Below are 23,084 nucleotides of genomic sequence, written 5' to 3' on the forward strand. Positions count from 1 at the left end.
CGATTGAACGGTTGAGTAGAAGAGCAGATGAGTGCGCTCAGTCGTCGACGCCTTCCTCGCCGTAGTCCTCGAAAACGGAGTCGGTCAGCAGCGCGGGCCTCGCGTCCTCCAGTGGAACGATCACGGGTTGCTGTATGCCTCCCGTAAACAGGAATGAGGGGAATTTCCCCTTTCCGTAGACTTTATCCAGTTGGGCTACGCTAATCAACTTTTCGTTGATTAACTTGCTCCGCGGAACCCCTTTTCTGACCAGATATCGCTCGGACAGCCCTTCGTCGACGTGAACGCGTTTCGACCGCTTTCCCGCAACAAGCTTCAGGCCGTATTTGGCGCCATCCCCGAGTTTCACGTCAGCAGATACGGTCTGCTCGATCCGGCTGAGAAACCCTCGCAACGCTGTGAGCCGCATGTAAATCGCCGCCTTGCGTTTGACGTTGAGCCCTTCGACCTCCGGGAGTTCGATTTCATCGCCATCTTCAAGCGCGTCGAGATCGTCGAAGTCGATATCAAAGGACGACAGGTTCCAGGCCTCATACTCCGGGCAGGCGCCGTCGACCTTGGCAGCCGGACACCATAGACACGCTTCGTCAGACGGTGTGCACGGCGCGTCCTCATCGAACGTGAGCGCCGCGCGCGCCTTGACCTCTTCACCGAATGCCAGAAGCTCATCGAGCGTCAAAATCCACTCGCCACCGCCCCGGCCGTTCCTCGGTTGATCGATGATGAAGCGGAAGACCTTGGCATCCGAGATATGGCGGGCAACGTCATTCCAGAAACCGAGCCCATAGATCGGAACCTGCGGATTTCCAACACATGGCACCGCAATGCCGGCACCATATTTCAGGTCACCGATCACAATCTCTTTCCGGCCGACAATCCCACGATCCAGTGTGCCGAGCTGATCGTTGCCGTCCTCATCCTTGCCGACCCACGGTGTGATGTTGACGCGATACTCGCTAAATCTCTGACCTTCGAACTCGGCCAGCCGATCGAGGCCTGGCTGGATTGCATCACACATCGCCTCGTCGACGACGAAATGATAGCCGTCTGCGGACATGCGACGGCCGAGCAGGTCGTAGGGCTCAAAGCCGAGATTGAAGCAGTAATCGTTGGCGACCCTGTGTGCGATCGTGCCCTCTGCCGCAGCAAAGCTTGATTGGTCGCTGTTCAGGCCAAGCTTCTTGCACCGGTTGATGGCGCCGGCACATCCCATCCATCGCTTGGCGTCGGAAGGTGCGTTTCTAGCGTGTGCCATCGTCAGCCCAACCGTCTGCGTCGTCTGGCGCGAAATCGTTTCCGTGCCTTGTGAGACAGATGATATTTCCCGCAGAACCCGCACTTGAAAGTCCCGCAGCCCTTGTGGCTCTTGTTTTCAATCCGACGTGCAACCTTCTTCGCTGTCGCATAGTCGTCAAAGCCGAATTTGCCTTCGCAGGCTGCGGGCTGGCTGCAGTCAAAGGTTCTCGATGACATACCAGTCTGCCGCCATGATATCAGCTTGAGACAGTTCGTATCCGACCACGCATTCGAGCCCCGTGTCGCTCACGAAGACCGCGTCGATGTGGTCACGTGTCCTGAAGACACATCCCTTTCCGAGATGGGTCACCATCGGCTCGAATGATGCCTGCACTTCACGCCCAGGCATGAAGACGAGAAATTCAGGATTGCGCTTTGGATGCCAGATGCGACGCGCCACGGCGCTACCCGTTCGCATTGTCTCCAGTGCGGCCTGAAAGTTCATGTGAGCCTCCGTGAGGGCATTGAGGAAACGGGCATCGCCCGCTTTCTGAATGCCCCCGGCCAACTGTAAGAGCTGGCCGGGAACATGAAACGGCTCACATGCCGTCGTCATCGCCCTCGTCATCGTCGGACGGCTCGGGGGTCAGGCGGCCTTCCTCCTTCTTCTTCTTGACCCATGCCACGACACGGTGAAGCTCGGCGGCCGGGACATCCGTGATGGTCGCATCCTGCTTCTTCAGCATCGCAGCGAGCGCCTTCTTGAGCGCGGCAGAGCGGGCCTGCGGCTCGGGGTCCTTCTCGTTGTCCTCGAACTCGGAGATCCACTCCAGAGCGAAGTCCTTGACCTCCTGGTGGGTCGGGCCGTCGTCGGACTCCTTCGTCGAGGCCGACTTCCGGCTGCGCGTCGTCTTGGCGGGCTTGTCGTCGGAATCATCACCGCTGGACTTGGTCGAGGCCGCCTTCCCACCGGACGCCGCGGCGAGCAGCTTTTCCAGGAGGCTGTTGTTGCGTTCCAGAAGCTCGTTGTTGGTCTGCAGAAGCTCTTCGAGTGCCATTGCGGTTCCTTTCAGGGTGACATGGCGTTTCACAGCGTGTGCGCCGAAGCGCGGGCACTGACTTGATCACACATCTCGGTTGTCTGGTCAACTAAATATTGACTAAACGAGCGGCGGACCGTAGCTTGCACGAACGACGCAAGCACAGAGGATTCCACATGTCTGCGGAACAGAGCGAGGAAGAAGACCTCTCCCTCCACGACCTCATCATGAAAGCCCTCCCGGAATTCCAGCGCGGCGAGGGCGACGGGGCGAAGCTTGACGTCTACAGGCTCGCAACCGCGCTCGATGTCAGCGCGGAAGCCCTCTACAAGCGATTCCGGACAGGCCACCCGCAGGAAAACACGATCTCTGTGCGGCTCGCGCGGCGCATCGAGCGGCTGTCTGCGGAAAGCGCGAAGGTGAACAACCATGCGCCGGTTCTGGCGTCCGCTTTCCAGCGCTTCTTTGTCTGATCGATTCGACTGACCAGCGCTTCGGACCTGCCCGTAACCCCTGACTCGGGGCAAGTATGCTCGACTCCATTCGACAGCTCTGTGAAGAAGGTTTTGCCATTCACTGGCTGTATCCGCGTGCCAAAAACCCGATCGGTGACGATTGGGCCGCAAAGCCCGTGGCGAGCTTCGAAAAGCTCAAGCGATCGTACCGGCAGGGGATGAACGTTGGCGTCCGCCTGGGCAAGTGGTCGAGGATCGGCGACCTCTATCTGCACGTCATAGACCTCGACATCCGCGACGCGTCACTGAGCGATGAGGCACGCGCCGAACTGCGCAAGATGATCAGCGAATTTGAGGATCTGCCGTCGGTCATTTCCGGGTCAGGCGGCGAAAGCCGTCATTACTATTTTCTGTCCGAAGAGGCTTTCCCGCCGAAAAAGCTTGCGCATAGCGCCGGTAAGGTCCTGGGCAAAGATGACAAGAAGCATTGGGCGTGGGAGATCGAGCTTTTCGGCACCGGCAAGCAGGTCGCGATCCCGCCGTCGATCCACCCCGATACCGGCAAGCGCTATCGTTGGGAGCGTGAGATCGACTTCGATGCGATCATTCTCGGTGTCGGCCCGGTCGTCGAAGCTGATCGCATTCGCGAACTCATCGGGCGCGAGCGCGAGATCGACATCCAGAGCGGCGACGGCGAGGATCGTTCGAAACCGCTTGGACTGACGGTCAGCGAAATCCAGCACACGTTGAAGGGGCTGCCGGTTGAATACTGGCGGGACGATAGGGAAGGGTGGTTGACCGTCGGATTTGCCATCCACCACGAGACCGGTGGCAGCCAGGAGGGATTTCAGCTCTGGCGCGACTTTTCGGCATCGTCGGACAAGTTCGACACATCTGATCAACGGCGCGTCTGGAAATCATTCCGGAACAAACCCCGGCCGATCCGCATGGCGACGCTCATGACGGCGGCGCGCGAAGCCAGGCTTGAGGCCGAATTCGAGAACCTCGACGATGCCGAAGACGACGAAGATGACTTCGATGATCTCGACCGGCCGGCAAAGCCAAAACCCAAAAAGCCGGACTATTCGTCTGTCCTCGGAGGACCGCGCGACGCGGAGCCCGAGGAAGAGGATGACGCAGACGACTCAGACGACGAGGACGTTCCGCCTCGTGTCGTAAAACTGCGAAAGGCGGACGTTGAAGCCGAGCTTGGACATGTGCCGCCGAAGGTCAAGCGCATGAACGCCAAGCATGCAATTGCCTTCGTCAAGGGCAAATGCGTGATCATCACCGAGCACGACGACGGAACAACCTCCTACGGCACACAGGCCGACCTCCACGCCTGGTATGAGAACGACCGTGTCGCGACGGAAAAGAGCACGGAACCGGTTTCCAAGGCGTGGATGCGCCACAAGAAGCGGCGAGACTACCCGAACGGCGTCGTCTTCGCGCCAGGTCGCGACGTTGCCGGCGCCTATAACCATTGGAAGGGTTTCTCGGTCATCCCGAACAACAAGTACTCGTGCGCGCTATGGCTCGCCCATCTTCGGGATGTGATCTGCAGCGGAGACGAGACCAACTATCGCTATGCGCTCGGGTGGTTTGCGCATCTGGTCCAGCGGCCGGAAGAAAAGCCCGGTGTCGCGATGATCCTGCGCGGCAAGAAGCGGATCGGCAAGGATACGATCGCTGACTACTTCGCCAACATCATCACGCACCATCGCGTCAAAATCGCGAACCAGGACCAGTTGGTTGGGAAGTTCAACGCCCATCAGGAAAAGTGTCTCTTCCTCCATGTCGAGGAAGGCTTCTGGGCTGGTAACAAGAACGCCGACGGCGTTCTCAAGAACCTGATCACCAGCGAGCAGGTGCTAATCGAGCCGAAGGGTATCAACCCCTTCAACGTCGACAGCTGTCTACGCCTCTTCATGTCCTCGAACGAAGAATGGATCGTGCCTGCGACCGCGGATGAAGGGCGCTATTTCGTGCTCGATGTCTCGGAGGCGCGACGCAACGATCACGTCTATTTCGCCGCTCTCCGCAAGGAGATGAAGAACGGCGGCCCGGAAGCACTGCTCTGGTATCTGCAGCACTACGACATTAGCGATTTCCAGGTGCGCAAGGTGCCGAACACAGCGGCCCTGACGCAGCAGAAGCTGGCAGGACTCAAGAACCTCGACCGCTGGTGGTTCGAAATGCTGGACACGGCCGATCTGTCGTTCGAGCACTACGTGGCTGGAGGCAGGACCGCCGACTGGTCATCGGACCACGTGCATGTTGACCGTGACGACCTGTTCGACTCCTACAATCGCTGGATCCACGGGCGCCGCTACGATGGCGACGCACTGAGTGGGCCTCTGCTCGGCAAGCGTCTGCAGGAGATCATCGGCGACAAGTTGCAGGCCTGCTACCCGCGCCGCGGCAAGTCGCGCATCCGCCAATACATCATCCCGCCATTGGAGATCTGCCGGCGCGCGTTCGAGCGTTATCTGAACTCGGAGATCAAATGGGATGTCCCCGCCAAGGTCGTCGATGCTGACGAGCTGGACGAGGACATGGATGACGAATACGACGATCTCGATCAGGACAAAATGTGAGTCCGATGAAGGCGTGACGACAGCTTATCAAAGCGGGCCTTTGCCTGGGCGCCTTCCGCTGACAGCATGTCGCACTGGCTGTCGAACAGGACACGAACACCTTCCGGAATATTGAAGCCCGTGACGAAGGCCCCCATGTAGGCGACCGCCGAGCCACCCTCTTCAAGCGTCTTCAACATTTCCCGGATGTCCGCTCCGGTTTGCGGATGGTAGGCGCCGAGCGTTGCGGAAATCTCGCGAGCGACTTCCTGGGACGGCGCGAAAATCAGAATTCCTGGCATGCGAATGTCACCTTTCCGGTTCAGATATTGTGGAAGCCTTTCCGTTTGCTCGGCACGCATCTCCAGCGCGCAACTTGCCATTTTGGATGAGCCGCCGTCCACTGCGCGATCGTCTGCTGCGCCGTCATCATGCACTGCATCGGCGGGGCTTCCTCGATCGAGACCGTCAGGCTCTCCGACCTGCAGTGCGCCGGGGTGGCGAGAAGACAGACGATCATCAACAGTTCCATGGCATGGTCACCTTTTAGTTGAACGTTAAAGCGCGATGAGAGGCTGATCGGACCTCACGTAAAGCGGATGACGTGGATGCCCCTGCTTCGTTTTGCCAAGGCATTGCAGGAGCCCGCCAGCCATGTTGAGAACGGCACGGTCCCTGCCGAGAAAGACCCCGTGCGCGCCCCAGGCGGCAATCAGTGGTCCCGTTTTGGACAGCGCACGAGCGATGTAGACGTTGTTCTCCTGGCCGAGTGGATATTCCGCCCGCTTCAGGTCGGCAGGTGATGTGGCCCGAAACGCGAAGAGGTTGACGACCTCCAGAGCACCGCAGTGCTCCCGCTTCGCAAACCCAATACAGCGCCGTATCGTTGGGTCGTCCTGCGTCCCGTCTGCCGTGCTTGGATTGAGCATGATGAAGACGCAGGTTGGCCCCGACTTCCAACGCCGGAAAAGACGGTAGCGGTATTGACCGCAAGTGGAAATGACAGCGCTACTCTCGATCATAGCTTTCCTCGTTCCACAGTGTGTTTTCGATGGCGGTCGAGCCTGTCTCACCCTGATCGGACTCATCCATCGGCAGATGGAGCATCCTTTCCCAGTAGGCGTCGTAGCCGGCAACGCATTCAGGGCCGAACTGCTCGCACCAACTAGAGTTCTCCCCTTGTGCGGCGGCCGTATAGCCGAGATCAAACATCTTACCCACAAATCACCTTTTAGTTGAACGGGTCGGCGTACTGAAGCAGTGCCTCCATCCCTTTCGGGGTGATCCATGCCCGATCTGTCCCGATAGGCCACTTGATCAGCTTGAGGCGGCGCAAGGCGATCATGACCGACTTGCGCCGCCCCCGTCGAGATAGGGTTGTGGGATCACCGTGTCGCTCTTGCGCCGATACGTCCACATGACCATTTGACGAAACACGATCTCGTCCGAATAGGCGACATGCCACAGGATTTCCCGGCGCCGCGGCGTCATCTTGACCACGTCATATTCAGCGCGGCCACAACGCACTATCCGGCTCACGGGGCGCTCAAGCTTCCCCTCGCGCTTCTTCCGATAGTAGATCTGGATGGCGACGCGTTGAGCCTTATTGCGCCGAGGCATCGTTGACCACCGTAATGCGCTCTAGCTCATTTTCGAGCATGGAAGTGACGAAGTTGGCAATGACCATGGCCTGATCGCTACCAACGGTATCCTCGAGTCTTACATAGGCTTCGGCAGAATGCTCTGGGACCATGTGAACATCGTCGATACGTTTCTGGCGTGCCTGCATTTCTTCCAGGTACTCCGCCTCTCTACGCTCCCGTGCCTCACGCTTGCGCTGGTTGGCATAGAAATTCTTTCCCATGGGCGACGACCTTCTCAAGAAAATGGGGACGCCAGTTTTCACCAACGCCCCCTAGTTTGCCGATCTGGGAGGACCGGGGATTGCGCGGGGTGTCGGACGGGCCACTACCTCCCGCCCGACGCGTTCGGTTAGTGTGACCGAACCCCCCTGCTCGGACGCCCGTACGGGCGAATATGGTAGACACGCAGGGACTCGAACCCTGGACCCCCGATTTAAAAGACCGGTGCTCTAACCAACTGAGCTACGTGTCCTCGTCACAATGAGGTGGACCCGACTATGCCGGGATTACACACTGTTCGGGGGTCCGAACAGTGCGACCACTCTGCGATGGACCCTCTCGGGAGATGATTACCCGACGTATCCCGAGACCGTCAGAACCACCGCATTCCGTGTTGCCCATACGGGCGAAACTGACGATCGGCGGTAAGCGCTCCACATACCGTTGCCGCACGCTTTGTTGGTTGCTCCATAGCCGCCGCGTGCACCGATCTTTCAGGCGGGACGGTCGGAAGTCCTACTAAGACGGTACGTGAAAAGGAGGTCGATCCCCACGTACCCAACCGACCGTTGACCCCACTCCTGAACCCGCTGTTGCGACAGAAACACCGGTTCCCCGGAATTCCGCCCGCCGTGCTGTCAGGCCCTTGGCCGCTCCAGCGGGTGTCCGCACACTCGCAACAACTGTCACGACCATAGTCACCTTTTAGTTGACTGTCAACCGTGCGTGGACTGCTCGACCAAGTGATTTCCATTTCTAGACCGGCCGGCAAATTCTAATGCTCGCGCAGCCTCTTGAGCCGATTTCCATGGGGCCAACCGGCCACCCCCGAATATCAACTCGTGCAATTTCTGCACACGCTCGATGCCGAAATCCCGGCCTCGAAACAGTAAGAGTCCGTTATGCCTGGTCTAGGTGGTGCAGGCAGCAAAAAGCTTGCCTAGACCACTTTGCCACCGTTAACACTATGATTTCACGTAAAAATTTTAAGTGGTCTAGGTGGTCTAGGTGGTCTAGGTGGTTTTTCCCAACAACGTGCAAATGTTTCTGACTTGCCACAATTCAATTTCTGTCCGTTATGCAGCATGATGCCACTTCCATCTTGTGCGCGCGCGTATAGAAACTGCCTAGACCACCTAGACCACCTAGACCACCCGTCTTTTCTCTAATAGGAATAAGGGGTTAAGTGGTGCAGGCAAACTCAATTTTGGTCTAGGTGGTCTAGGTGGTCTAGGTGGTCTAGGCAGTTTCTGGACTTACGATCAGTCCGTTGTGCGTGTTCGCCATAATTTCGTCACAAGTAGCACAGTCTCGCCTTATTTGCCCGCAGTTTGCCATAATGCAGGGGTGTGAATAGGAAAATTTCCCTAAAAATTCTCGCGTTCATGGGTCTCGGCGCCCCCGCGCACGACGAAAATCCCGAAGAAGGACCCGTAGCGACCTGCATTTGCAGGCTTTTTCCGACATAGCACAACGGACGCCAACAGAGAGTGAGCACAACGGACATTGACTTAATTCCTATGCATGGATCATGGATGCGGTATCATAGTACCGTATGTCCGTATTGCCACGGTAACCGGTTACCACATTAACCATTACGGAACCGAAACGATTCATGCGGTAACCACATACCACATACAACGGACGCCAGGGCTTCCCCTGGTCGAGGGCTTCCCCTGGTCGAGGGCTGACGGTCGGCGGGAAACAGGGCTGACCAGGCCATGCGAAAGCGAAGTGACCAATCAACTAAATGTTGACTGCACAACGGACACTCTTTATAAAGGGACTCACAATGCAACCGGAGTTTCCGAAATGACCATTCACACTGACCCTCGCGTCGCTATCTATGCTGAACGTGAGGAAGCGCTTGAACGGTTGAACGCCCTGTTCCGCGACAAGTATCGCAACGTCTTCCACGCCTTCCCGGTCAATGAACGGGGTATCCGTCGGAAACGCCTTTGGAAGGTGTTGCACCGTGCCATCGCTATCCTGATAACTTTCCGACAATTGCGGAAATCAAAGAGCGGGAAGGTGAAAACACACGAAGGGTTGAAGCAACTAGGCGTCGCGTTGCCGAAGATTCTTTCAAACGTAAAGCTGAAAAGGTGAATGCGATCGAAGGTTTGCAAAAAATCCGCGATAACCGCGAACTTTCAAACTTCGAACGCGATGCACTGTTGACGGCAATTCGTCTGTTAGGGGAGTCGGGCACGTGACCGCAATCCCTCCCGCCCATACTCTCTTTGACCGCGCAAAGGCACGTCTCAACGGGCGCACGTTCTATGCTGGCGAGACCTGCCCTGCAGGCCATGACGGCGCCCGCTATGTCGCCAACCGGCTTTGCGCGCATTGCGCCAAGGCAAAGAGCCGCGCCCGCTATCGGGCCGATCCTGCAGCGGACAACGCGGCACGGTCGGCGCGTCGACGTGCTAAGTTCGAACCGTGTCCGCTGGCGCGTTTTGTCGCCGAACTGATCAACTAAAAAGTGACATTTGCCGTGCATGGTTGATTGCCGGCATTCAATCCAAGGAGTCGCCACTATGGGCAAGTTGCTGTTTCTGTCCCTCGCGGTTGCCGTCTCAACGGCGGTTAACCTTATGTTCCCGCCCGATATCACGTCGGCACGTTTTGACCTTTTGTCGGTCGATGCGGCAACCGGGGAGTCGGACATTCTCGACTACAATCTGACTTTCTCCGATTGCCTCTTTGAAATCGCGCGCCGCGCGCCGTCGCATCTGACGTGCGAAACCGTGCGCAACTGATCAACCAAAAGGTGATTGACCATGAAATATTCAATCTATCTTCCCGCCACACAACGGCGCGTTTCGGTCGGCGCCTATGTCAAGGGTGTCAAGTCTGCGATCACCAATCCTGATCAGGTTTTCCGCCATGGGCTGGAAACATGGTGGCCTGTTACGGGCGCTCATATCCGCGAGGAATTTCGGCGGGGAATGGTGGATCGGATTAACCGGCATTTGCCTGAGCACGGCAAGGGGCGCAAGCGCACGCCAGAATGGCAGCTGCAGGCATGGCGTATCGCCGACAAGGTCAACAATCGGATTGTCGCCTATGAGCGGGACTGTCCGCGCGAATTGCGAGCGCGCCTCGCAAACCGTCTCGAGTCCTGATCACAAGGAGTCCAGTCATGAAGCGCCAAGAATGGAAAGCCTATGTTTCCGCGTTCCGGCTCAACGCGAGAAAGAAATTGCCAGCCGGTTGCCGCGCCACGTTCTGCAATCTCTTCGAAGTCGGCGGACTGATCTATTCGTTGCGAGTCGAGCGCCAGAGCACGGCCGTTTATTCGCCTGATCCGTTGCGGCGAAACACGTGGGGCGCCCCGGTTTCCATCGTTCCCGCCATCATCCGCGATAGGGCGCCGCGCCATCTGCAGGCAGACGCGTTGAATTGGGCGGCCCGTTACCGCCACAACGTCAAGGCGGACAAGTGGGCGCCCCATATGCGGCAGATATCGAAGGGCGCCCATGCGGCGATGATCGCGGAATGCCGCGGTTATGGATCCGCGTTTGCCCGTCTTCCCTGAAAATCAACTAACTCTTGAGGAGTCCAACCTATGGCAACGTGGCATCAATCACACAACCGGACAGGCCTTGCAGCGCTTTACCGTTCCGAGCCCGGAGTCTGGAAAGTGATTTCCGACAAGCCCGATGAATTCGCAAGCGCTATAGCCTTCAATAACCCGGAAGACGCAACGGCGCTTGCGGCGAAGAACGGCGGCCTGATCGTTACGCCGTTGGCCAAGCCGGAAGACACGCCAGCGTGTAAATTCACAGTTCTTGAGCAACACGACTGGCATGGGCGACGCGGATATGTCGGAATCAACGAGTCGCAACGCCTTTACGTTATTCCGGCCGATGGCGGTTTTTCCTGCCTTGGATTCGACGTTGCCGAACGCAAGCGCCAAGCCGTTTTGAAATGGCTAGCCAAGGGCGCTCTGACTGTCACCGTGGGAACGGCGCTTGCGTATGAAGCCTATCTTGAGGCGATGGAAGCCGGCCGCCGTTATTCAGAGCGGTCCGGTTTGAAATGCCTCGCCAACCTGACTCCCGCTCTGACGGGGCTTGAGGGGAGGCGCGTCGCCCTGGTCGACAAGTCCGGGCAGGAAATCGAACGCTTTTACGTGTCCCGTTCGGGCGGATGGATGCCGGTTCATATCGCCTTGAAGCGCCGTAATTCGTCAGGCGGTTGTGCGGTTTACATGCCAGACGGCGCAACCGTCCGAACGATCTAACCGCGTCCGACTAATCAACAAAAACTTGAAAATCCAATCTGGGAATAGACCAATGCAAAACACTGCAATCACCAATGACAACGCGGCCCTCTTTGTCGGCGCGCCCGTCTATAGCCGCAACCGGCAAGGCTATGTCACCGCGATCCGGGAACGGACGGCGCAAACCTTCATGATCGGCCGCAACATGCGGGAAAATCACTTTGACGTTGATATCGCCTGGTGCGATGGCACATTTGCGGAACTGCCGGACGGCATGGTCAATGACTATATCGAAGAGGCCGCACGTTGCCGCATGACGCCTATCAGCGAAGGCGAGGCGCGTGACATGTTGGCGAATGCCAAGGCCGAAAAGGCGCGCCAGCAAGATCGCGCAAGGGCTGACGCGGAACTGACACGGGAAGCCTACAAGATTTTCCGGGAAGATGCGGCACGCCGTCTGCCGGCATGGGCAAAAGCGGTCATTGTCGCTGAGCACGTCACGGACGACTCCGACACCATGTCCGACTATTTCGCCAGCAAGAAGGGGCGCACGATCATTCTCGCCTTTTCGAAGTCAACGCGCGACCTGTTTCCGGAATTGCGCAACGCGGCCTTGAACCATGCCGAAACCGCGCATCTCGCCACGGCGCCCGAAAATGCCGAACATCGCGAAAAGTGGAGCATGGGCGCCGGCTATTACCTCAAGGTCGGCGGACGCCATTCGACCGGATGGCAAATTCGCAAGTTGGGACTCTATGACAGGGGCGCGGACAATATCCCCATGGGCGAATGGTCCCTTGCCGAAGTCGCCGCGCCCGCGCCGGTCCAAGCCCCGGCAGATGAACCGGACGCGCCAGCTGCCGGCATGACGATTGAAAAGCACATCCACACAAAGAAAGGATTCGATATGTGGGTTGCCGTCATGTCGGAACGCGTTGACCGCGACACCTATGACTCCCTTTTGGACAAGGCGCGCGACTTCCGGGAATGGCTGGAATCTCACAACAGTTATTGCGAGGAAATCGACGCGGGCGCCTTCAAGGAAAGCGGCACGGGAGTCGCGACCTGCCTTGTTGTGATCGATCAATAATCAACCAAAAGGTGACAATGCAATGACACGCTATGTCTTGAACCGCGACCTGACAGTGACGTTTCGCGGCTATCCCGTGTCCGCCAAGAAAGGCGCACCGTGCACCATGCTTCGTGACGGACTCGGCAATCCCTGTTTCGCTATCCGGCGGGTTGCGTGCGACGCGGGCGCCATGGGCAAGGCGGGGACCTGGTCAATCTTCGGACATGACTCGAAATACTTTTACGTTTGGGTGCCGTCCGACGCGGTTAGCGAGGAATCAGACAATGCCTGAATTCATCCTTGATACATCCAACGCGGCGAAGGAATGGCGCGACCTTTCCGACTTCGCCAAGGGCTTTATTGAAGCGATGTACTTTTGCGACCAATCGCCAGCCTATGACATGGCCGATTGGTTTTCCGAAGAGACGCAAGAGGCGGTCCGGGAAGGTCAATCGGACGGTGAAATTCCGTCGGACGCGGGAGTCGAGCATTTGCACCCGGACGCTATCCGGGACATTGCCAAATTCTGCGAGGCCTTCGAGACCAAAGCCGCGGACTTGCTGGCGAAAGCCTATGACCGCGAGGACTATGACTCCGAGCAAGCCGGACGCGACCTGTATTTCACATATGCCGGGCATGGAGTCGGGTACTGGTCGCGTGAGCAACTGGAAGCCGAAGGCCTTGGCGAGGCTTTATCCACGGCATGCGGGCGCGGGGAAGTCTGTTCCTTTTTCGGCGGACATGTCGAGCACGGAGACGCGCCGTTTGTGCACGTCTCCGTATGCTGAAACTCAACTAAAAGGTGATCAGCCATGAAATACGGTTATAGCCCGCGCGGCATGCCCGCGCGATACATGGACGGCGCACCCGCGATCGTTCGGCGCTCGATTATAGACATGCTCAAGATTGAGCCGGCCGGGCCCCTTGATTTTGATATCGTGTTCCGGCCGGATCGGACGGACTCGGAAATCACGGGCTTGGACTTTGACAAGGGCGGTTGCCAAGGGTGTCATTTCTTCCTGAAACCGCATGAGGCGCGCGCCTATCGCGAGAAAAACCGCCGTCGGCGCGTCGCCTGGTCGGACCTGCCGAAGGAAACGCAAGGCGCGATTCTGGCATATCTCGAGTCCTGATGACTTCCCTTGAACGGGCGCGCGGTCTAGTGCGCCCGTTGCGGCGAATCCATCGGAGTCGTTATGCAAGAGCAAATCTCATTATCCGGCAAAGCCGGAATTCCGACGCGATACCTAAACCGGCATTGCCTGATCACGGGCGCCACGGGAACGGGGAAGACGGTTTCGTTAATGCGGCTTGCCGAGCAATGCGCACGGCAAGGCATTCCCGTTTTTACGGCCGATATCAAGGGCGACCTGTCAGCGCTTGCCCGTTCATGCATGGTGCGCTTTCTGGATCCGTTCGGGCAGGGGAAGGGCGACGCGGTTGCCGTTCCTGTTGCCAGTTTCGGAGCGCCAGCGCTTGCCCGCATTTGCGGCTTGTCGCCTATCCAGTCCGACGCGTTGGCAATCGTGTTTCAGGTCGCGGGCGCCATCGGCGCGCCCCTTGAAACGTTGAGCGACTTGCGCGCCGTTCTTCGGACCATGGGCACAACAGCTGGATTGAGGGACTCCGACTTCGGCCACGTGTCGCGCGGCACAATCGGCATTCTGCAGCGGACCGTCACGGCGCTTGAGACTGACGGCGCGGCTTCACTGTTCCGCGCACCCTGTTTCGACGTGGCGGACCTATTGGCGCCTCGCGTTTCCGTCCTCACGGCGGATCGGCTGATTCAATCCCCGCGCACCTATGCGGCTTTCCTGTTCTGGCTGTTGTCGGACCTTTACGAACGGTTGCCGGAAGTCGGCGACCTGGACGCGCCCCGCCTGGTTTTCATTTTCGACGAAGCGCATTTGCTTTTTGAGGACGCGCCGCGCGCCCTGGTCGACAAGCTGGCGCAAATGGCAAGGCTGATCAGGTCCAAGGGCGTTGGCGTTGTCTTTGCCTCGCAATCCGCCGACGACATACCCGACACCATCCGCGCGCAGCTGGCGACGCGGATTGAGCATAGCCGGGAATTGCCGATTGGCACGGCGCGGGTCCGCACGTTGGATCAAGCCGGCCGGCCGGTTGATGCGGGCGCCGTCCCAATCGATATGCCGGATTGCCCACTAGGTGCCCTTGAGGAGGGCGAGCGCCCCATGCCCGCGCCGATTGATCAGGCGGACACGCCCCGCGCCCCATGGGCGGCTATGGGCAAGAGCGAGGCCGCGCTATTGGGCGTCATCCTCGCGCTAGTCGGCGCGGCGGGATTCGGTGCCTTGACGGCATGGCAAAGCGGATCGGCCGGCAAGCTTGCCGTGATCGCGGTTGCCATCATTGCGGCGGGGTTGGCGCGCCGCTAACGGCAGATTTTCGGGAGCACGTCTAAAGGCCTTCGGAGCAATCCGGAGGCCTTTTTGTTTGCCTCGCCCGTGCCGCGAGGGGCGCCCCGACTAGACGCGGATCGGACCTCGACCGCACATTCTGAAATCCCCTTGCATGCCGTTGGCGTCTGACCTGGTCGGCGGACCGCGTGGACTCCATTCCTATCGCATTTCGGCCTGGTCGCCCTATGGCGTCAACCGGGAATTTCGTTTCGTGTCCGTAATGATCAGGGAGACTGACGATCAGAGTTCTTACGATCACTCGAGCGCGAGCCCGCCAGGCCTGCAAGAGATTTCTGCCGTGCCGCCGATCCACCAGGTGACGGGCCGGCCACCTGGCGCTCGCTTACTTTGGCGCTCTGGATTGATTTTTGATCGAGAGGAAATTTTGGCAATTTCGATCGACCGGAGATTCGTTTGGGCTCCGGTCAGTTTTAGGATTGCGCCTGTGCGACGAGGAATGCGATGTGCGTCACGTCTCCAGCGGCCACCTCTTTACGCAGAACTCGGTTGGCCTCATCACCATAGCGGCCGTCGAAATCGATCCTGGCACCGATGATCTTTCCGCGGTCGGCCAAGGGATCGTCGACGGGATGGCGCACCGCGACATGCACCCAATAATTCCCGTCCGATGTTCTGGCTATCTCGACGTCGCCGCCTGGAAAACCGATGATCGTATGAGGCTTTTCCGGCTTGATGTTCGGATCGCCGAGAAGGTCGGTTCGTCCTCCGATCTTAACGCGATTGCAATCAACGCCTGCTCCCGAAAATAGGTTAGGATTTTTCACGACATACCCTCTTGGCGTCAGTTGTTGGGCTCGTTCGCAAGCGCGGCGGCGCGGTCGATCTCGGCGGCAATGAGCGCGCCGGCCTTAACCAGATCGCGGCGGCGATCGGTCGGCTTCCACCACGTACGATCCCATGGCCAAAGGCGACGCAGCACTACGCCATCCCACCACTCGCCAATCTCGCGAAACGTGGTGGAAGTCGCACTAGCCCAAGCATAGCAAGCTGCTGCCTTGGCTATTTCACCCTTTGTGTGCTCGTCGTCATGCTCCGGCGTCCAGCCTTCCTCGTTGATCTGCCGCTGGCGCTCGGCGGCGATGCTTTCGGCTCCGTTCATTTCGGCCTCCGGTCGGTTTCAGGATTGGTCCAAAGCCCAGCAAAGCTGGGTCATGTAGCTGGTCTGCGTTCGGCGCACCGCCCCGTCGCGTTCGAGAGCTTTGAGCCGATAGCGAACGTAAGCTGTCTTCACGTCCTTAAACTTTGGGCGCAGCACATTCGCGATGACATAGGTCATCGTTCCATTCGGATTGTGATGCTTGATCGCCGCAAGAATGTCGGCGTCTGTCGGCTGTCCGGTCATGCTGGTCGCCTATGTTTCTGGATTATGTTTCTGGACTATAGGCGCGTCGCGTTGTAATGTCCAGATAACTAGTCCATATTGCCATCGCGAAAAATGCGAGGGCATGTAAGAAAGTGGCATCCGAATCCGAAAACCCGCCAAACAGGAAGGTCGGATACGCCCGCGTTTCGACGAGCGAGCAGAACCCGGACATGCAGATCGCGGCGCTCAAGGCCTATGGTGTCCCGGAGGCGTTGATCTTCGTCGACAAGGCGAGCGGCGGCACGATGCAGCGCCCGGAATTCATCAAGGCGGTTCGGGTCTGCCAGGTCGAAAAGACCGAGTTTGTGGTCTGGAAGCTCGACCGTCTCGGGCGCACCCTCGGCGGCATACTTGAGACGCTGGAACTGCTGACCGATCGCGGGATCGAGTTCGTCAGTCTGACGGAGCGGATCGACACCAAAGGCCCGATGGGCAAGGCGATGGTGCGATTGCTTGCCGTGTTCGCCGAGCTGGAGCGCGACCTGATCCGCGAGCGCACGAAGGCGGGCATCGAGCGGGCGAAAGAGCGCGGTGAACACGGCGGCCGGCCGCGAGCGATGACGGACGAGCGGATCGCCAAGGCTGTGGAGATGTTGGCGACCGGCGAGCGCGGCAACGCGATCTGGAAGGCGCTCAAGGGTTTGCCTGGGCCGAAGATCAGCCGCTCGGCCTATTATGCCTGGCAGCAGGAATGGGATGTCGAGAACCGCTCGCCCGATACGGTCGGCGAGTAGTCCAGATAGGAGCAAGGTGATGTTCTACCATCTCGGTCTTGCCGAGGCGCTTGGAGTTTCCGAAACCCAACTGGAGCGGATGAGTTTGAGAGAATTGAGCGATCGAGCCTTTAAGAAAGGCTTCGAACTCAAGCTTGATCGCAACGGGGTCGGCAAGGGCCTTACCTTGCATGACGGCAGGCCGAACCAAGCGGCGCAGGCCAGATAGGAATGCCGATGTCAATCGTTAAGAAGTTGAGTTCGGCAAGCCGCGCTCCCGGTGCACCGGCAATTCTCGGAGAGGCGGCGCAAGAAATCATCCGTCAGGATGAGGAGATCAAGCGATTGCGGCAGGCCCTTGAGCGCATCCGGGATGACGACCAACTTGGATGGGACCTGGTGAACGACTGCCCGCTCGAAGCCCCCTATTTTGCTGGCCAAGTGCTGAACGATCCCAACGCGTCTTGACGCTATCACTGTTTGTCCAGCTGATCGAAAATCGGCCGCACCTTATGGATTGCCGCCTGCACTTGCGGTCGTGATCGCATCTTCTTGGCGGTGTCCGGATTGATGCCCAGATCGGCCGCGATCTGCTTATTGCGCCTGCGCCTGGCCGCCAGTTCGGCGATGTCATTCTCGCGCGGCGTCAATGTCGTGTCCCGGTAGAGGGCACTCACATCGTCCGACTGCTCTTTTTCGAGCACGACCAGCTTACCGACCAGTCCGCTGTCACGCGCTCGCTCCCAGAACTCCATATCGGATTCGTCCGGGTCATGCAGGATGACCTCCTTCGGCTGCAAGAGGGCGACCATAGCCATGAGACACCGTGTGAAGCTTATTGCGAGGAAGCGCGACCCCTGGAAGAGCGCTGCCGCGGCAGCCCGGAATGCCTGTCGCACCATTTCGGATGCCGACACAAGGATTACCCAGGGCACGAGTCTAATCTCCAAGATTGAAATGGGGGTATGCATAACCCCCATAATTGTATTTGACCACCATCTATAGATGTACATAAATTAAAATCGTTAAGCGTCAGTTTCATAGTTCAGTGAGTGTGTTCGATGCTGCGTATTACTTTGGATATAATCATCTTGCTTCTTTTCCTGCGAATTTGAAATCCTTCGCAGAACTACGGACATCTCCAGAAATATAAGGTCAATGGATTCCGGGCACGCCGACGCGTGGTTGAACGGCTGCAACCTATGGGCCATCCATCAATCAACATTTAGTTGACAAGTCCAAATAAAAGGTTGAATAAGGACAGGTCAACGGAGGCTACTCGATGACTCTGAGCGAAGAAAAGCAAAAACAACTGACCGAGCTAAAGCAAATGATTGAATCACTTGCCGAAATTGAAGATTGCATTGGCAATGGCGATATGACGATCGCCGAGGCTCGGACAGCCCTGAAGGTGCAAATGGCCGATATGCTGATCGTGGAAGACGGTCGGTAACGTCAAATCCCCCGATTTGACGGCCGGATAAATCAACAAAATGTTGACTAATAGGGTATGTCGGTTGATTATCGGCGCACCCTATTCGTCGGGAGAGAGCCTTGCGAAACTTATATGACGTTCTCGGCATCTCGCGAGATGCGACGACCGAGGACATTCAAAAGGCAAAACGGCGCCTTGCGAGAGCGACCCATCCAGATGTGGCGGGTGGCAGCAAGGAAGCTTTCCAGGCTGTGGAAGAAGCCGCTCGCGTTCTTGGTGACCCCGAAACCCGTCTGCTCTACGACGCCACCGGCCACACCCCGCATGACGGCCTGGATGAGGCGGCAGAGGGTATCGTCTGGGCCGAGGTCGGGAAGGCCATGATGTCGTCGGACAAGCCGGAAAGGCTCGATATTGTCGGGCTTGCCCGCAACTCGATCAGTGACACGATTCAGACGGCGCGGAGCAACATCAAAAAATTGACGGCTGCCAAGGTGAACGCTGCCCGGATGGCCGGCAGGTTCAGAACCTCGCTGCCGAACGACCCGATCGCGCAGCGTTTCGCCAAGATCCAGCGCGACGCCGATGCCGAGATCGAGTCGACCAAAGCCAAGATTAAGGTATTCGAACGGGCCTTGCAGATCGCCGAGGCCTACGAATTTGAGCGCGAGCCGACCCCCTCAGCCACAGCATGCGATGGGTGGGTCTTTGTCCAAACGCCGAGGACGTGGTGATGGCTGATGACAAGATGCCAACGGAAGCCGGGCTCTACTGGAGTCGTTCCAAACACGTCAAGAACGATCAATGGAGCGTCAGGCGTGTCACCGTGATCGGATGGGACGGTTCTCGAGTCGTCCTCGCTGTACAGAATTTTGGTGACAGCGAGGACGACCACCCCTCCATGTATGAATGGGGACCAAAAGTGTCGCCTATACTTGGCGAACGGGCCGATGTAGCGGTCGATCCCGCAATTTCGCTCGCCCTCAAGATGGGCCAAACGGTTGAACTGTCAGAACCGATGAAGTTCCGACACGTCAATGAGCGGTGCCGACAGTTGCTGGACGTGTCCGACGAGATCAGGTTGACCCTCTTGGCGGCAAGACTCATTGTCGACCTGCAGGACGCAGTCAACCGCAATCTCGGGGTCGAGATGGACCTCGCAAAGCCAATTCCCGGTGTCCACTACGATCCGGCTTTGTGCGAAACCCTCAGCGCTGCGATATCCGTTATCCTGGACCGCGCCAGAAAAGTTGCGCTCGTTGCCGCGGGTATCCCCGAACTCAAGTACGTCCCGGAAGACCTCCGGACGGTCTGCGAGCAGCTGCGCGTGGTCTCGAACAAGATGCGGGCTTCGGAGAAGGGGACATGATCTTCGCCCCCAACATTTTCTTGTGCCAGGCCATTTGGCAGTACCGCATGACCGTCTTGTGCGCGAGCGGCATGGCTTTGGTATTCGTCGGCGCCTTCTCGGCGCTCCACAGCAGCATCCAGACCGGAAGGTGATGAGATGAAGATTTTCTCTGATGAAGACGGCAAGGGGGACACCGTCATTGTTTTGAGCAAAGACGACGGGAAAGCCTTGGTGCGCGCATTGGAAGTGGCGACAACACGCAAACCTGCTGCCTTCAAAGCGTTGGCCGCCAACTCCAAAGCCTATCAGATTGCCCGAAAAATCGAACTGAATTTGCCCGTGTTCTGAAGCACGAGTCTGCTCGGCACAAGCCCCAAAAATCGGAAGGTGACCAACATGTCGGACGAAGCGACAATAGCTCTGGCTCGCGGGGAAATCCTGTCGCGCCTCGATCTCTCCAAGGCAAACACCAGCGGCCTTCTGGACCGTATCGGCGACTTCCTGCGCGAGCGGGACGAGCAGACGACGCAGGATGAGCGGGATGCCGGGGAGCGGATCACAACCGCCTTCTACATCATCCAGATCGTCCGCAGCACGATCAATTCCGACGATCCGGAGTCACAGCCTCGCTGTGAACTGGCCGAGGGCGACCTTAACGCGATAAAGCTCTGTTTGTCCGGATCCCCGCTTCCTTACGGCTCGATTCGCAGCGAGACCGACGAGATGAGGCGTTTCAGCGCCATTGGCAAGTCAGTTGGAATTGAGCACGCGACAGACATCAAAGAGATGATCGTAGATAAGTGTGTCCGAGTGAAGCCTCACTCGGGCACCTGAAGCGTCATCTCGGGCGGGATCGTCGCGAGCGTCGAGCGTTTCCATTCGGCGATCTGCTCCATGCTCGTCACGCAAGCCCCATAGGCGCCCTTGTAGCCGTCGAGCTGGTCCAGAAGGCCGCCCGTATTCTTCGCGTCCCGCACGGGCTCGGCCGGCACAACCAGCATCGAATCCGGTGGCGTCAGCGGCACCAGCCTCGTTTCAATGACGGGCGGGGCGGTTGACCACAGAGAGCAGGCTGTCAGGGATGTCAGTGCCAAGATACTCATCAGCCTTCGGATCATTGGACCTGATCTCCTTGATAGTCCTACGGGCGTCTTCGGTTGCCGCGGCAACCTCTTTCAGCTTCTCGGCCAACTCCGCCTGCAGCTTGTTGCTGATGTCCGCCTGGTCGAGCAGGCGCTCAACGTTGCGCGCGTTCTGCGCATTGGTGGCGATAAGGGACCGATTCTGTTCGGTAAGCCTCGCGCTCTCGGCTTCGGCGGCGATCGAGTTGCCCCGGTAGTAGAGCGTTGTCGCGAGCAGGCTCAGGAACAGGAGCGCGACGCCGCCGAGCACATAGGGGTTGCCGAGGATCCTGTTCAACACGATGTCCACACCCCGTCCTTGAGCCAGCCATGCCAGTGCTCGACGGTGCCACCCTTGCCGTCCGGGACCGAGAGCATGACGGATGGGTCGACCGTCGGTCGCTGGTAGGAACCGTTCCAGCGCCAGGCGCCTTCCCCGGCAACCTTGACGCCGCCGATCGCTTCACAGCCGCACGGGCAGCGGAAGTTGAAGCCGGCAGGGTCGTGATCCTTCGACACGTAGAACTTGATTGCGCCGGCAGGCGCGTAATCGTGAAATAACTTGTCGACGAGTTGCGCCCTTATGGGGTGCGTCCTGACCGCACTCATCCCTTGAGCCCCGACACGCAGAGTTCGGCCTCGCCGAGGCGATATTTGTCACCCATCTCGCGCCGGTTCACGAGACCGTCGAGGCGGACACCACCTGCCGAGTTGATGTTGGTCTGCGCCTCACAGGCCCCACGCCAGTCGCGATTGCGGATCGCGCGTGACATGGACCAGCCGCACCATCCACGCTTTCTCGCCTGGGAGCCGACACCGAAATTGTAGGCGCCGCTCGTCATCGAGGCTTGCACGCTGTCCGGGGCTTCCTTGAGGGGAGGGGCGCAGGCGACGATCGGCTCATAGTAGTCGTTCTGCAGTTGAACCATCAGCTCGGCCTGGCACTGCTCGACGGTGAGCGTCATTCCCGGACGGACGGGCTTCCCGTTGATACGGGTTGCCCCATAGCATATGTCCCAGACCTTGCCGTAGCGATCCCAGTGGGCCGTCAGCACAAGGCCCTCCCAGTTCTTGACGATCAGCTCGGCGGCCATGACGACAGGAACATCGACCTTCTGGCCGTTGATCTCGACGGTTTTGTCCCGGCTATCGTAGAAGCCGTAGGAGCCTGCTGCGAGCGCGACCATGAACGCGGCAATGGCGTTGCGAGCGCGAACGGTGGCGACGATCTTATGGATTGGCATCGGCCTTGCGCTCCTGTTTGATGAGGCGCCCGAGAGCCGCGGCAGAGCAGATGACGCCGACCGGCCACCAGTATTCGCCGTAGGGGGTAAAACCCCACATCATGCCGCTCGCAACCGCACTGGCTGCGTTGATCCAGAACGAGAAGGATCGCGTGACGACGAACTTCCAGTCGTCGACGATGCGAGCCCTGATCCAGCCAACAAACCTCATCGGTTGATTCCTCAAGAATTGGTTGAATTACTGGACGATTGGCTCGATCCGGTCCTCGCCGATCCAGCTTTCGGACGTCATGCCGAGGGTGTCGGTGTATTCGACCAGATATTTCGGCTCGTTCGGTCCGTTGGCGTAGCCGGTCAGTCGGCCATCGGTGACCCCCATGGACGGCACCGCATACACGTCCGGTCCATTGATCGGATACTTCAGTTCGAAGGTGCGCACCGGCCTGACCAGTGTATCCACCGCCTCGATGGTTCTGTCGTATTCCGGGATTTCGTCGTCATCGGCCATTGCCGGTCCCTCTCATTTTTCCACTCGCGCGGCGCTTCTGGCGCTTTGTCAGCGGGACAATCGGCTTCATGGCTCGCCGCGGTTGAGGTTGTGTCTGCGCAGGTCTGATGACTGTGTGCACGATCTCGGCCTCGCGCCGAACATAGTGCAGCAACTCGAAATCGTTTTCAGCGAGCCACAAGCCATTCCACTTGCCGTATTTATCGGTCCACCAGACCGAATAATGCGGGTATGCGGCGCGACCGGGAGCATTCATCCACTCCCGGTCGCGGATCTCGCCGTCATCGATTTCATACGGCCCGCACCGGACATGATCACCCGGCTCGAACCTATGAGGAATCCTGATCTTCTCGAAGACCTGGTTCCCTTTGAAATCCCGGCCGATCTCGATGTCTTTCGGCAAGGTGGTGAGAAAGCTCGTTCGCATCGGCAAGCC

The 23,084-nt window shown here is 58.6% G+C and carries 41 protein-coding genes and 1 tRNA gene; 22 read left to right on the forward strand and 20 right to left on the reverse strand.

The features are described from left to right. Window positions 1–37 precede the first annotated feature (37 nt). From HDIA_RS03550 to HDIA_RS03560, 3 genes are all read right to left on the reverse strand, one after another. Entirely contained in the window at window positions 38–1,339 is a 1,302-nt protein-coding gene (locus HDIA_RS03550; RefSeq protein ID WP_099554415.1) for a DUF2800 domain-containing protein, read from the reverse strand. Between the two features lie 114 nt (window positions 1,340–1,453). Continuing rightward, complete coding sequence (locus tag HDIA_RS03555; protein ID WP_157775217.1) at window positions 1,454–1,741, reverse strand: Thoeris anti-defense Tad2 family protein; 288 nt, start codon at window positions 1,739–1,741, stop codon at window positions 1,454–1,456. A 94-nt stretch (window positions 1,742–1,835) separates the two neighbouring features. After that, window positions 1,836–2,294, reverse strand: a complete 459-nt coding sequence (locus HDIA_RS03560; protein ID WP_099554418.1) for a hypothetical protein — start codon at window positions 2,292–2,294, stop codon at window positions 1,836–1,838. 158 nt (window positions 2,295–2,452) lie between these two features. Between HDIA_RS03560 and HDIA_RS03565 the strand changes: the two genes are divergently transcribed. Continuing rightward, window positions 2,453–2,749: a hypothetical protein gene (locus HDIA_RS03565; RefSeq protein WP_099554421.1), complete on the forward strand. Its 297-nt coding sequence runs from the start codon at window positions 2,453–2,455 to the stop codon at window positions 2,747–2,749. A gap of 56 nt (window positions 2,750–2,805) precedes the next feature. Continuing rightward, window positions 2,806–5,328 (forward strand): DUF5906 domain-containing protein, encoded by a 2,523-nt coding sequence (locus tag HDIA_RS03570; RefSeq protein ID WP_099554423.1) that lies wholly within the window; start codon window positions 2,806–2,808, stop codon window positions 5,326–5,328. Here HDIA_RS03570 and HDIA_RS03575 read toward each other — a convergent pair. The 6 genes from HDIA_RS03575 to HDIA_RS03605 all read right to left on the reverse strand — a co-directional run bounded on the left by HDIA_RS03575 (window position 5,313) and on the right by HDIA_RS03605 (window position 7,422). Then, entirely contained in the window at window positions 5,313–5,744 is a 432-nt protein-coding gene (locus HDIA_RS03575; RefSeq protein WP_157775220.1) for a hypothetical protein, read from the reverse strand. The genes HDIA_RS03570 and HDIA_RS03575 overlap by 16 nt on opposite strands. Window positions 5,745–5,864: 120 nt before the next feature. Next, complete coding sequence (locus tag HDIA_RS03585) at window positions 5,865–6,329, reverse strand: DUF1643 domain-containing protein (RefSeq protein ID WP_099554428.1); 465 nt, start codon at window positions 6,327–6,329, stop codon at window positions 5,865–5,867. Further along, complete coding sequence (locus HDIA_RS03590) at window positions 6,316–6,519, reverse strand: hypothetical protein (protein WP_099554430.1); 204 nt, start codon at window positions 6,517–6,519, stop codon at window positions 6,316–6,318. The genes HDIA_RS03585 and HDIA_RS03590 overlap by 14 nt, the downstream gene beginning before the upstream one ends. A 129-nt stretch (window positions 6,520–6,648) precedes the next feature. Further along, entirely contained in the window at window positions 6,649–6,927 is a 279-nt protein-coding gene (locus HDIA_RS03595) for a hypothetical protein (RefSeq protein ID WP_099554433.1), read from the reverse strand. After that, entirely contained in the window at window positions 6,911–7,171 is a 261-nt protein-coding gene (locus HDIA_RS03600; RefSeq protein ID WP_099554435.1) for a hypothetical protein, read from the reverse strand. The genes HDIA_RS03595 and HDIA_RS03600 overlap by 17 nt, the downstream gene beginning before the upstream one ends. A 174-nt stretch (window positions 7,172–7,345) precedes the next feature. Next, window positions 7,346–7,422, reverse strand: a tRNA-Lys gene (locus HDIA_RS03605). Window positions 7,423–9,127: 1,705 nt separating this feature from the next. Here HDIA_RS03605 and HDIA_RS25105 point away from each other — a divergent pair. The 11 genes from HDIA_RS25105 (at window position 9,128) to HDIA_RS03655 (ending at window position 14,868) form a co-directional block, all read left to right on the forward strand. Next, complete coding sequence (locus HDIA_RS25105; RefSeq protein WP_157775223.1) at window positions 9,128–9,385, forward strand: hypothetical protein; 258 nt, start codon at window positions 9,128–9,130, stop codon at window positions 9,383–9,385. Further along, a complete protein-coding gene (locus tag HDIA_RS25110) occupies window positions 9,382–9,651 on the forward strand; it encodes a hypothetical protein (protein ID WP_157775227.1) in 270 nt (89 codons plus the stop codon). The genes HDIA_RS25105 and HDIA_RS25110 overlap by 4 nt, the downstream gene beginning before the upstream one ends. A 58-nt stretch (window positions 9,652–9,709) precedes the next feature. Then, window positions 9,710–9,931 (forward strand): hypothetical protein, encoded by a 222-nt coding sequence (locus HDIA_RS03615; protein ID WP_099554438.1) that lies wholly within the window; start codon window positions 9,710–9,712, stop codon window positions 9,929–9,931. 21 nt (window positions 9,932–9,952) lie between these two features. Further along, entirely contained in the window at window positions 9,953–10,297 is a 345-nt protein-coding gene (locus HDIA_RS03620; protein ID WP_099554440.1) for a hypothetical protein, read from the forward strand. A gap of 17 nt (window positions 10,298–10,314) precedes the next feature. Then, window positions 10,315–10,710, forward strand: coding sequence for a hypothetical protein (locus tag HDIA_RS03625; protein WP_099554442.1), 396 nt, complete (start codon window positions 10,315–10,317; stop codon window positions 10,708–10,710). Window positions 10,711–10,740: 30 nt separating this feature from the next. After that, on the forward strand, window positions 10,741–11,418 hold the full coding sequence (locus HDIA_RS03630; protein WP_099554444.1) for a hypothetical protein: 678 nt from the start codon (window positions 10,741–10,743) through the stop codon (window positions 11,416–11,418). 52 nt (window positions 11,419–11,470) lie between these two features. Next, window positions 11,471–12,487: a hypothetical protein gene (locus HDIA_RS03635; protein WP_099554447.1), complete on the forward strand. Its 1,017-nt coding sequence runs from the start codon at window positions 11,471–11,473 to the stop codon at window positions 12,485–12,487. 22 nt (window positions 12,488–12,509) lie between these two features. Beyond that, window positions 12,510–12,761, forward strand: coding sequence for a hypothetical protein (locus HDIA_RS03640; protein ID WP_099554449.1), 252 nt, complete (start codon window positions 12,510–12,512; stop codon window positions 12,759–12,761). Continuing rightward, on the forward strand, window positions 12,754–13,257 hold the full coding sequence (locus HDIA_RS03645) for a hypothetical protein (protein ID WP_197708093.1): 504 nt from the start codon (window positions 12,754–12,756) through the stop codon (window positions 13,255–13,257). Before HDIA_RS03640 ends, HDIA_RS03645 begins: the two co-directional genes overlap by 8 nt. A gap of 24 nt (window positions 13,258–13,281) precedes the next feature. Further along, window positions 13,282–13,602 (forward strand): hypothetical protein, encoded by a 321-nt coding sequence (locus tag HDIA_RS03650; protein WP_157775230.1) that lies wholly within the window; start codon window positions 13,282–13,284, stop codon window positions 13,600–13,602. Window positions 13,603–13,665: 63 nt separating this feature from the next. Further along, window positions 13,666–14,868 carry a helicase HerA-like domain-containing protein gene (locus tag HDIA_RS03655; RefSeq protein WP_099554452.1) on the forward strand — a complete coding sequence of 401 codons (1,203 nt, stop codon included), beginning with the start codon at window positions 13,666–13,668 and terminating at the stop codon, window positions 14,866–14,868. Window positions 14,869–15,323: 455 nt separating this feature from the next. Here HDIA_RS03655 and HDIA_RS25115 read toward each other — a convergent pair whose 3' ends face one another. The 3 genes from HDIA_RS25115 to HDIA_RS03670 are packed head-to-tail and all read right to left on the reverse strand — an operon-like array spanning window position 15,324 to window position 16,255. After that, on the reverse strand, window positions 15,324–15,677 hold the full coding sequence (locus tag HDIA_RS25115) for a hypothetical protein (protein WP_157775233.1): 354 nt from the start codon (window positions 15,675–15,677) through the stop codon (window positions 15,324–15,326). Between the two features lie 17 nt (window positions 15,678–15,694). After that, the gene (locus HDIA_RS03665) at window positions 15,695–16,012 is read right to left on the reverse strand and encodes a hypothetical protein (protein WP_099554455.1); all 318 of its coding nucleotides are present in this window, start codon (window positions 16,010–16,012) and stop codon (window positions 15,695–15,697) included. A gap of 18 nt (window positions 16,013–16,030) precedes the next feature. Then, the gene (locus HDIA_RS03670; protein ID WP_197708094.1) at window positions 16,031–16,255 is read right to left on the reverse strand and encodes a winged-helix domain-containing protein; all 225 of its coding nucleotides are present in this window, start codon (window positions 16,253–16,255) and stop codon (window positions 16,031–16,033) included. Between the two features lie 113 nt (window positions 16,256–16,368). Here HDIA_RS03670 and HDIA_RS03675 point away from each other — a divergent pair, with 113 nt between their 5' ends. Genes HDIA_RS03675 through HDIA_RS03685 form a run of 3 tightly spaced genes read left to right on the forward strand, consistent with a single transcriptional unit; the run spans window position 16,369 to window position 17,457 of the window. After that, window positions 16,369–17,010 (forward strand): recombinase family protein, encoded by a 642-nt coding sequence (locus tag HDIA_RS03675; protein WP_099554457.1) that lies wholly within the window; start codon window positions 16,369–16,371, stop codon window positions 17,008–17,010. Window positions 17,011–17,029: 19 nt separating this feature from the next. After that, on the forward strand, window positions 17,030–17,218 hold the full coding sequence (locus HDIA_RS03680; RefSeq protein WP_099554460.1) for a hypothetical protein: 189 nt from the start codon (window positions 17,030–17,032) through the stop codon (window positions 17,216–17,218). A gap of 8 nt (window positions 17,219–17,226) precedes the next feature. Next, complete coding sequence (locus HDIA_RS03685) at window positions 17,227–17,457, forward strand: hypothetical protein (RefSeq protein WP_157775237.1); 231 nt, start codon at window positions 17,227–17,229, stop codon at window positions 17,455–17,457. A gap of 5 nt (window positions 17,458–17,462) precedes the next feature. On the opposite strand, the gene HDIA_RS03690 is transcribed toward HDIA_RS03685, so the two are convergent. Further along, the gene (locus HDIA_RS03690; protein ID WP_157775240.1) at window positions 17,463–17,807 is read right to left on the reverse strand and encodes a response regulator transcription factor; all 345 of its coding nucleotides are present in this window, start codon (window positions 17,805–17,807) and stop codon (window positions 17,463–17,465) included. A 464-nt stretch (window positions 17,808–18,271) separates the two neighbouring features. Here HDIA_RS03690 and HDIA_RS25120 point away from each other — a divergent pair, with 464 nt between their 5' ends. From HDIA_RS25120 to HDIA_RS03710, 6 genes are all read left to right on the forward strand, one after another. Then, a complete protein-coding gene (locus HDIA_RS25120) occupies window positions 18,272–18,442 on the forward strand; it encodes a hypothetical protein (protein ID WP_157775244.1) in 171 nt (56 codons plus the stop codon). Window positions 18,443–18,543: 101 nt separating this feature from the next. Further along, entirely contained in the window at window positions 18,544–19,158 is a 615-nt protein-coding gene (locus HDIA_RS03695) for a J domain-containing protein (protein WP_157775247.1), read from the forward strand. Further along, window positions 19,158–19,793 carry a hypothetical protein gene (locus HDIA_RS03700; RefSeq protein WP_099554467.1) on the forward strand — a complete coding sequence of 212 codons (636 nt, stop codon included), beginning with the start codon at window positions 19,158–19,160 and terminating at the stop codon, window positions 19,791–19,793. The genes HDIA_RS03695 and HDIA_RS03700 overlap by 1 nt, the downstream gene beginning before the upstream one ends. Then, on the forward strand, window positions 19,790–19,927 hold the full coding sequence (locus HDIA_RS25125; RefSeq protein WP_157775250.1) for a hypothetical protein: 138 nt from the start codon (window positions 19,790–19,792) through the stop codon (window positions 19,925–19,927). The genes HDIA_RS03700 and HDIA_RS25125 overlap by 4 nt, the downstream gene beginning before the upstream one ends. 4 nt (window positions 19,928–19,931) lie before the next feature. Continuing rightward, window positions 19,932–20,123, forward strand: coding sequence for a hypothetical protein (locus tag HDIA_RS03705; protein WP_099554469.1), 192 nt, complete (start codon window positions 19,932–19,934; stop codon window positions 20,121–20,123). A 48-nt stretch (window positions 20,124–20,171) separates the two neighbouring features. Then, window positions 20,172–20,609 (forward strand): hypothetical protein, encoded by a 438-nt coding sequence (locus HDIA_RS03710; RefSeq protein ID WP_099554471.1) that lies wholly within the window; start codon window positions 20,172–20,174, stop codon window positions 20,607–20,609. On the opposite strand, the gene HDIA_RS03715 is transcribed toward HDIA_RS03710, so the two are convergent. From HDIA_RS03715 to HDIA_RS03745, 7 genes are read right to left on the reverse strand one after another with little or no spacing between them, the layout of a single operon-like run. Continuing rightward, window positions 20,594–20,800: a hypothetical protein gene (locus tag HDIA_RS03715; protein WP_099554473.1), complete on the reverse strand. Its 207-nt coding sequence runs from the start codon at window positions 20,798–20,800 to the stop codon at window positions 20,594–20,596. The genes HDIA_RS03710 and HDIA_RS03715 overlap by 16 nt on opposite strands. A gap of 10 nt (window positions 20,801–20,810) precedes the next feature. Next, window positions 20,811–21,194, reverse strand: coding sequence for a hypothetical protein (locus tag HDIA_RS03720; protein ID WP_157775253.1), 384 nt, complete (start codon window positions 21,192–21,194; stop codon window positions 20,811–20,813). Then, a complete protein-coding gene (locus HDIA_RS03725) occupies window positions 21,191–21,505 on the reverse strand; it encodes a ubiquitination-like system serine protease family protein (protein ID WP_099554477.1) in 315 nt (104 codons plus the stop codon). Before HDIA_RS03725 ends, HDIA_RS03720 begins: the two co-directional genes overlap by 4 nt. Beyond that, on the reverse strand, window positions 21,502–22,140 hold the full coding sequence (locus HDIA_RS03730) for a glycoside hydrolase family protein (RefSeq protein WP_099554479.1): 639 nt from the start codon (window positions 22,138–22,140) through the stop codon (window positions 21,502–21,504). Before HDIA_RS03730 ends, HDIA_RS03725 begins: the two co-directional genes overlap by 4 nt. After that, window positions 22,127–22,351, reverse strand: coding sequence for a hypothetical protein (locus HDIA_RS03735; protein WP_099554481.1), 225 nt, complete (start codon window positions 22,349–22,351; stop codon window positions 22,127–22,129). The genes HDIA_RS03730 and HDIA_RS03735 overlap by 14 nt, the downstream gene beginning before the upstream one ends. Before the next feature lie 27 nt (window positions 22,352–22,378). Beyond that, entirely contained in the window at window positions 22,379–22,648 is a 270-nt protein-coding gene (locus tag HDIA_RS03740; protein ID WP_099554483.1) for a hypothetical protein, read from the reverse strand. Continuing rightward, entirely contained in the window at window positions 22,638–23,075 is a 438-nt protein-coding gene (locus HDIA_RS03745) for a hypothetical protein (RefSeq protein WP_099554485.1), read from the reverse strand. Before HDIA_RS03745 ends, HDIA_RS03740 begins: the two co-directional genes overlap by 11 nt. Between the last annotated feature and the right edge of the window lie 9 nt (window positions 23,076–23,084).

Source organism: Hartmannibacter diazotrophicus, assembly GCF_900231165.1.
In the GTDB taxonomy this organism is placed as follows: domain Bacteria; phylum Pseudomonadota; class Alphaproteobacteria; order Rhizobiales; family Pleomorphomonadaceae; genus Hartmannibacter; species Hartmannibacter diazotrophicus.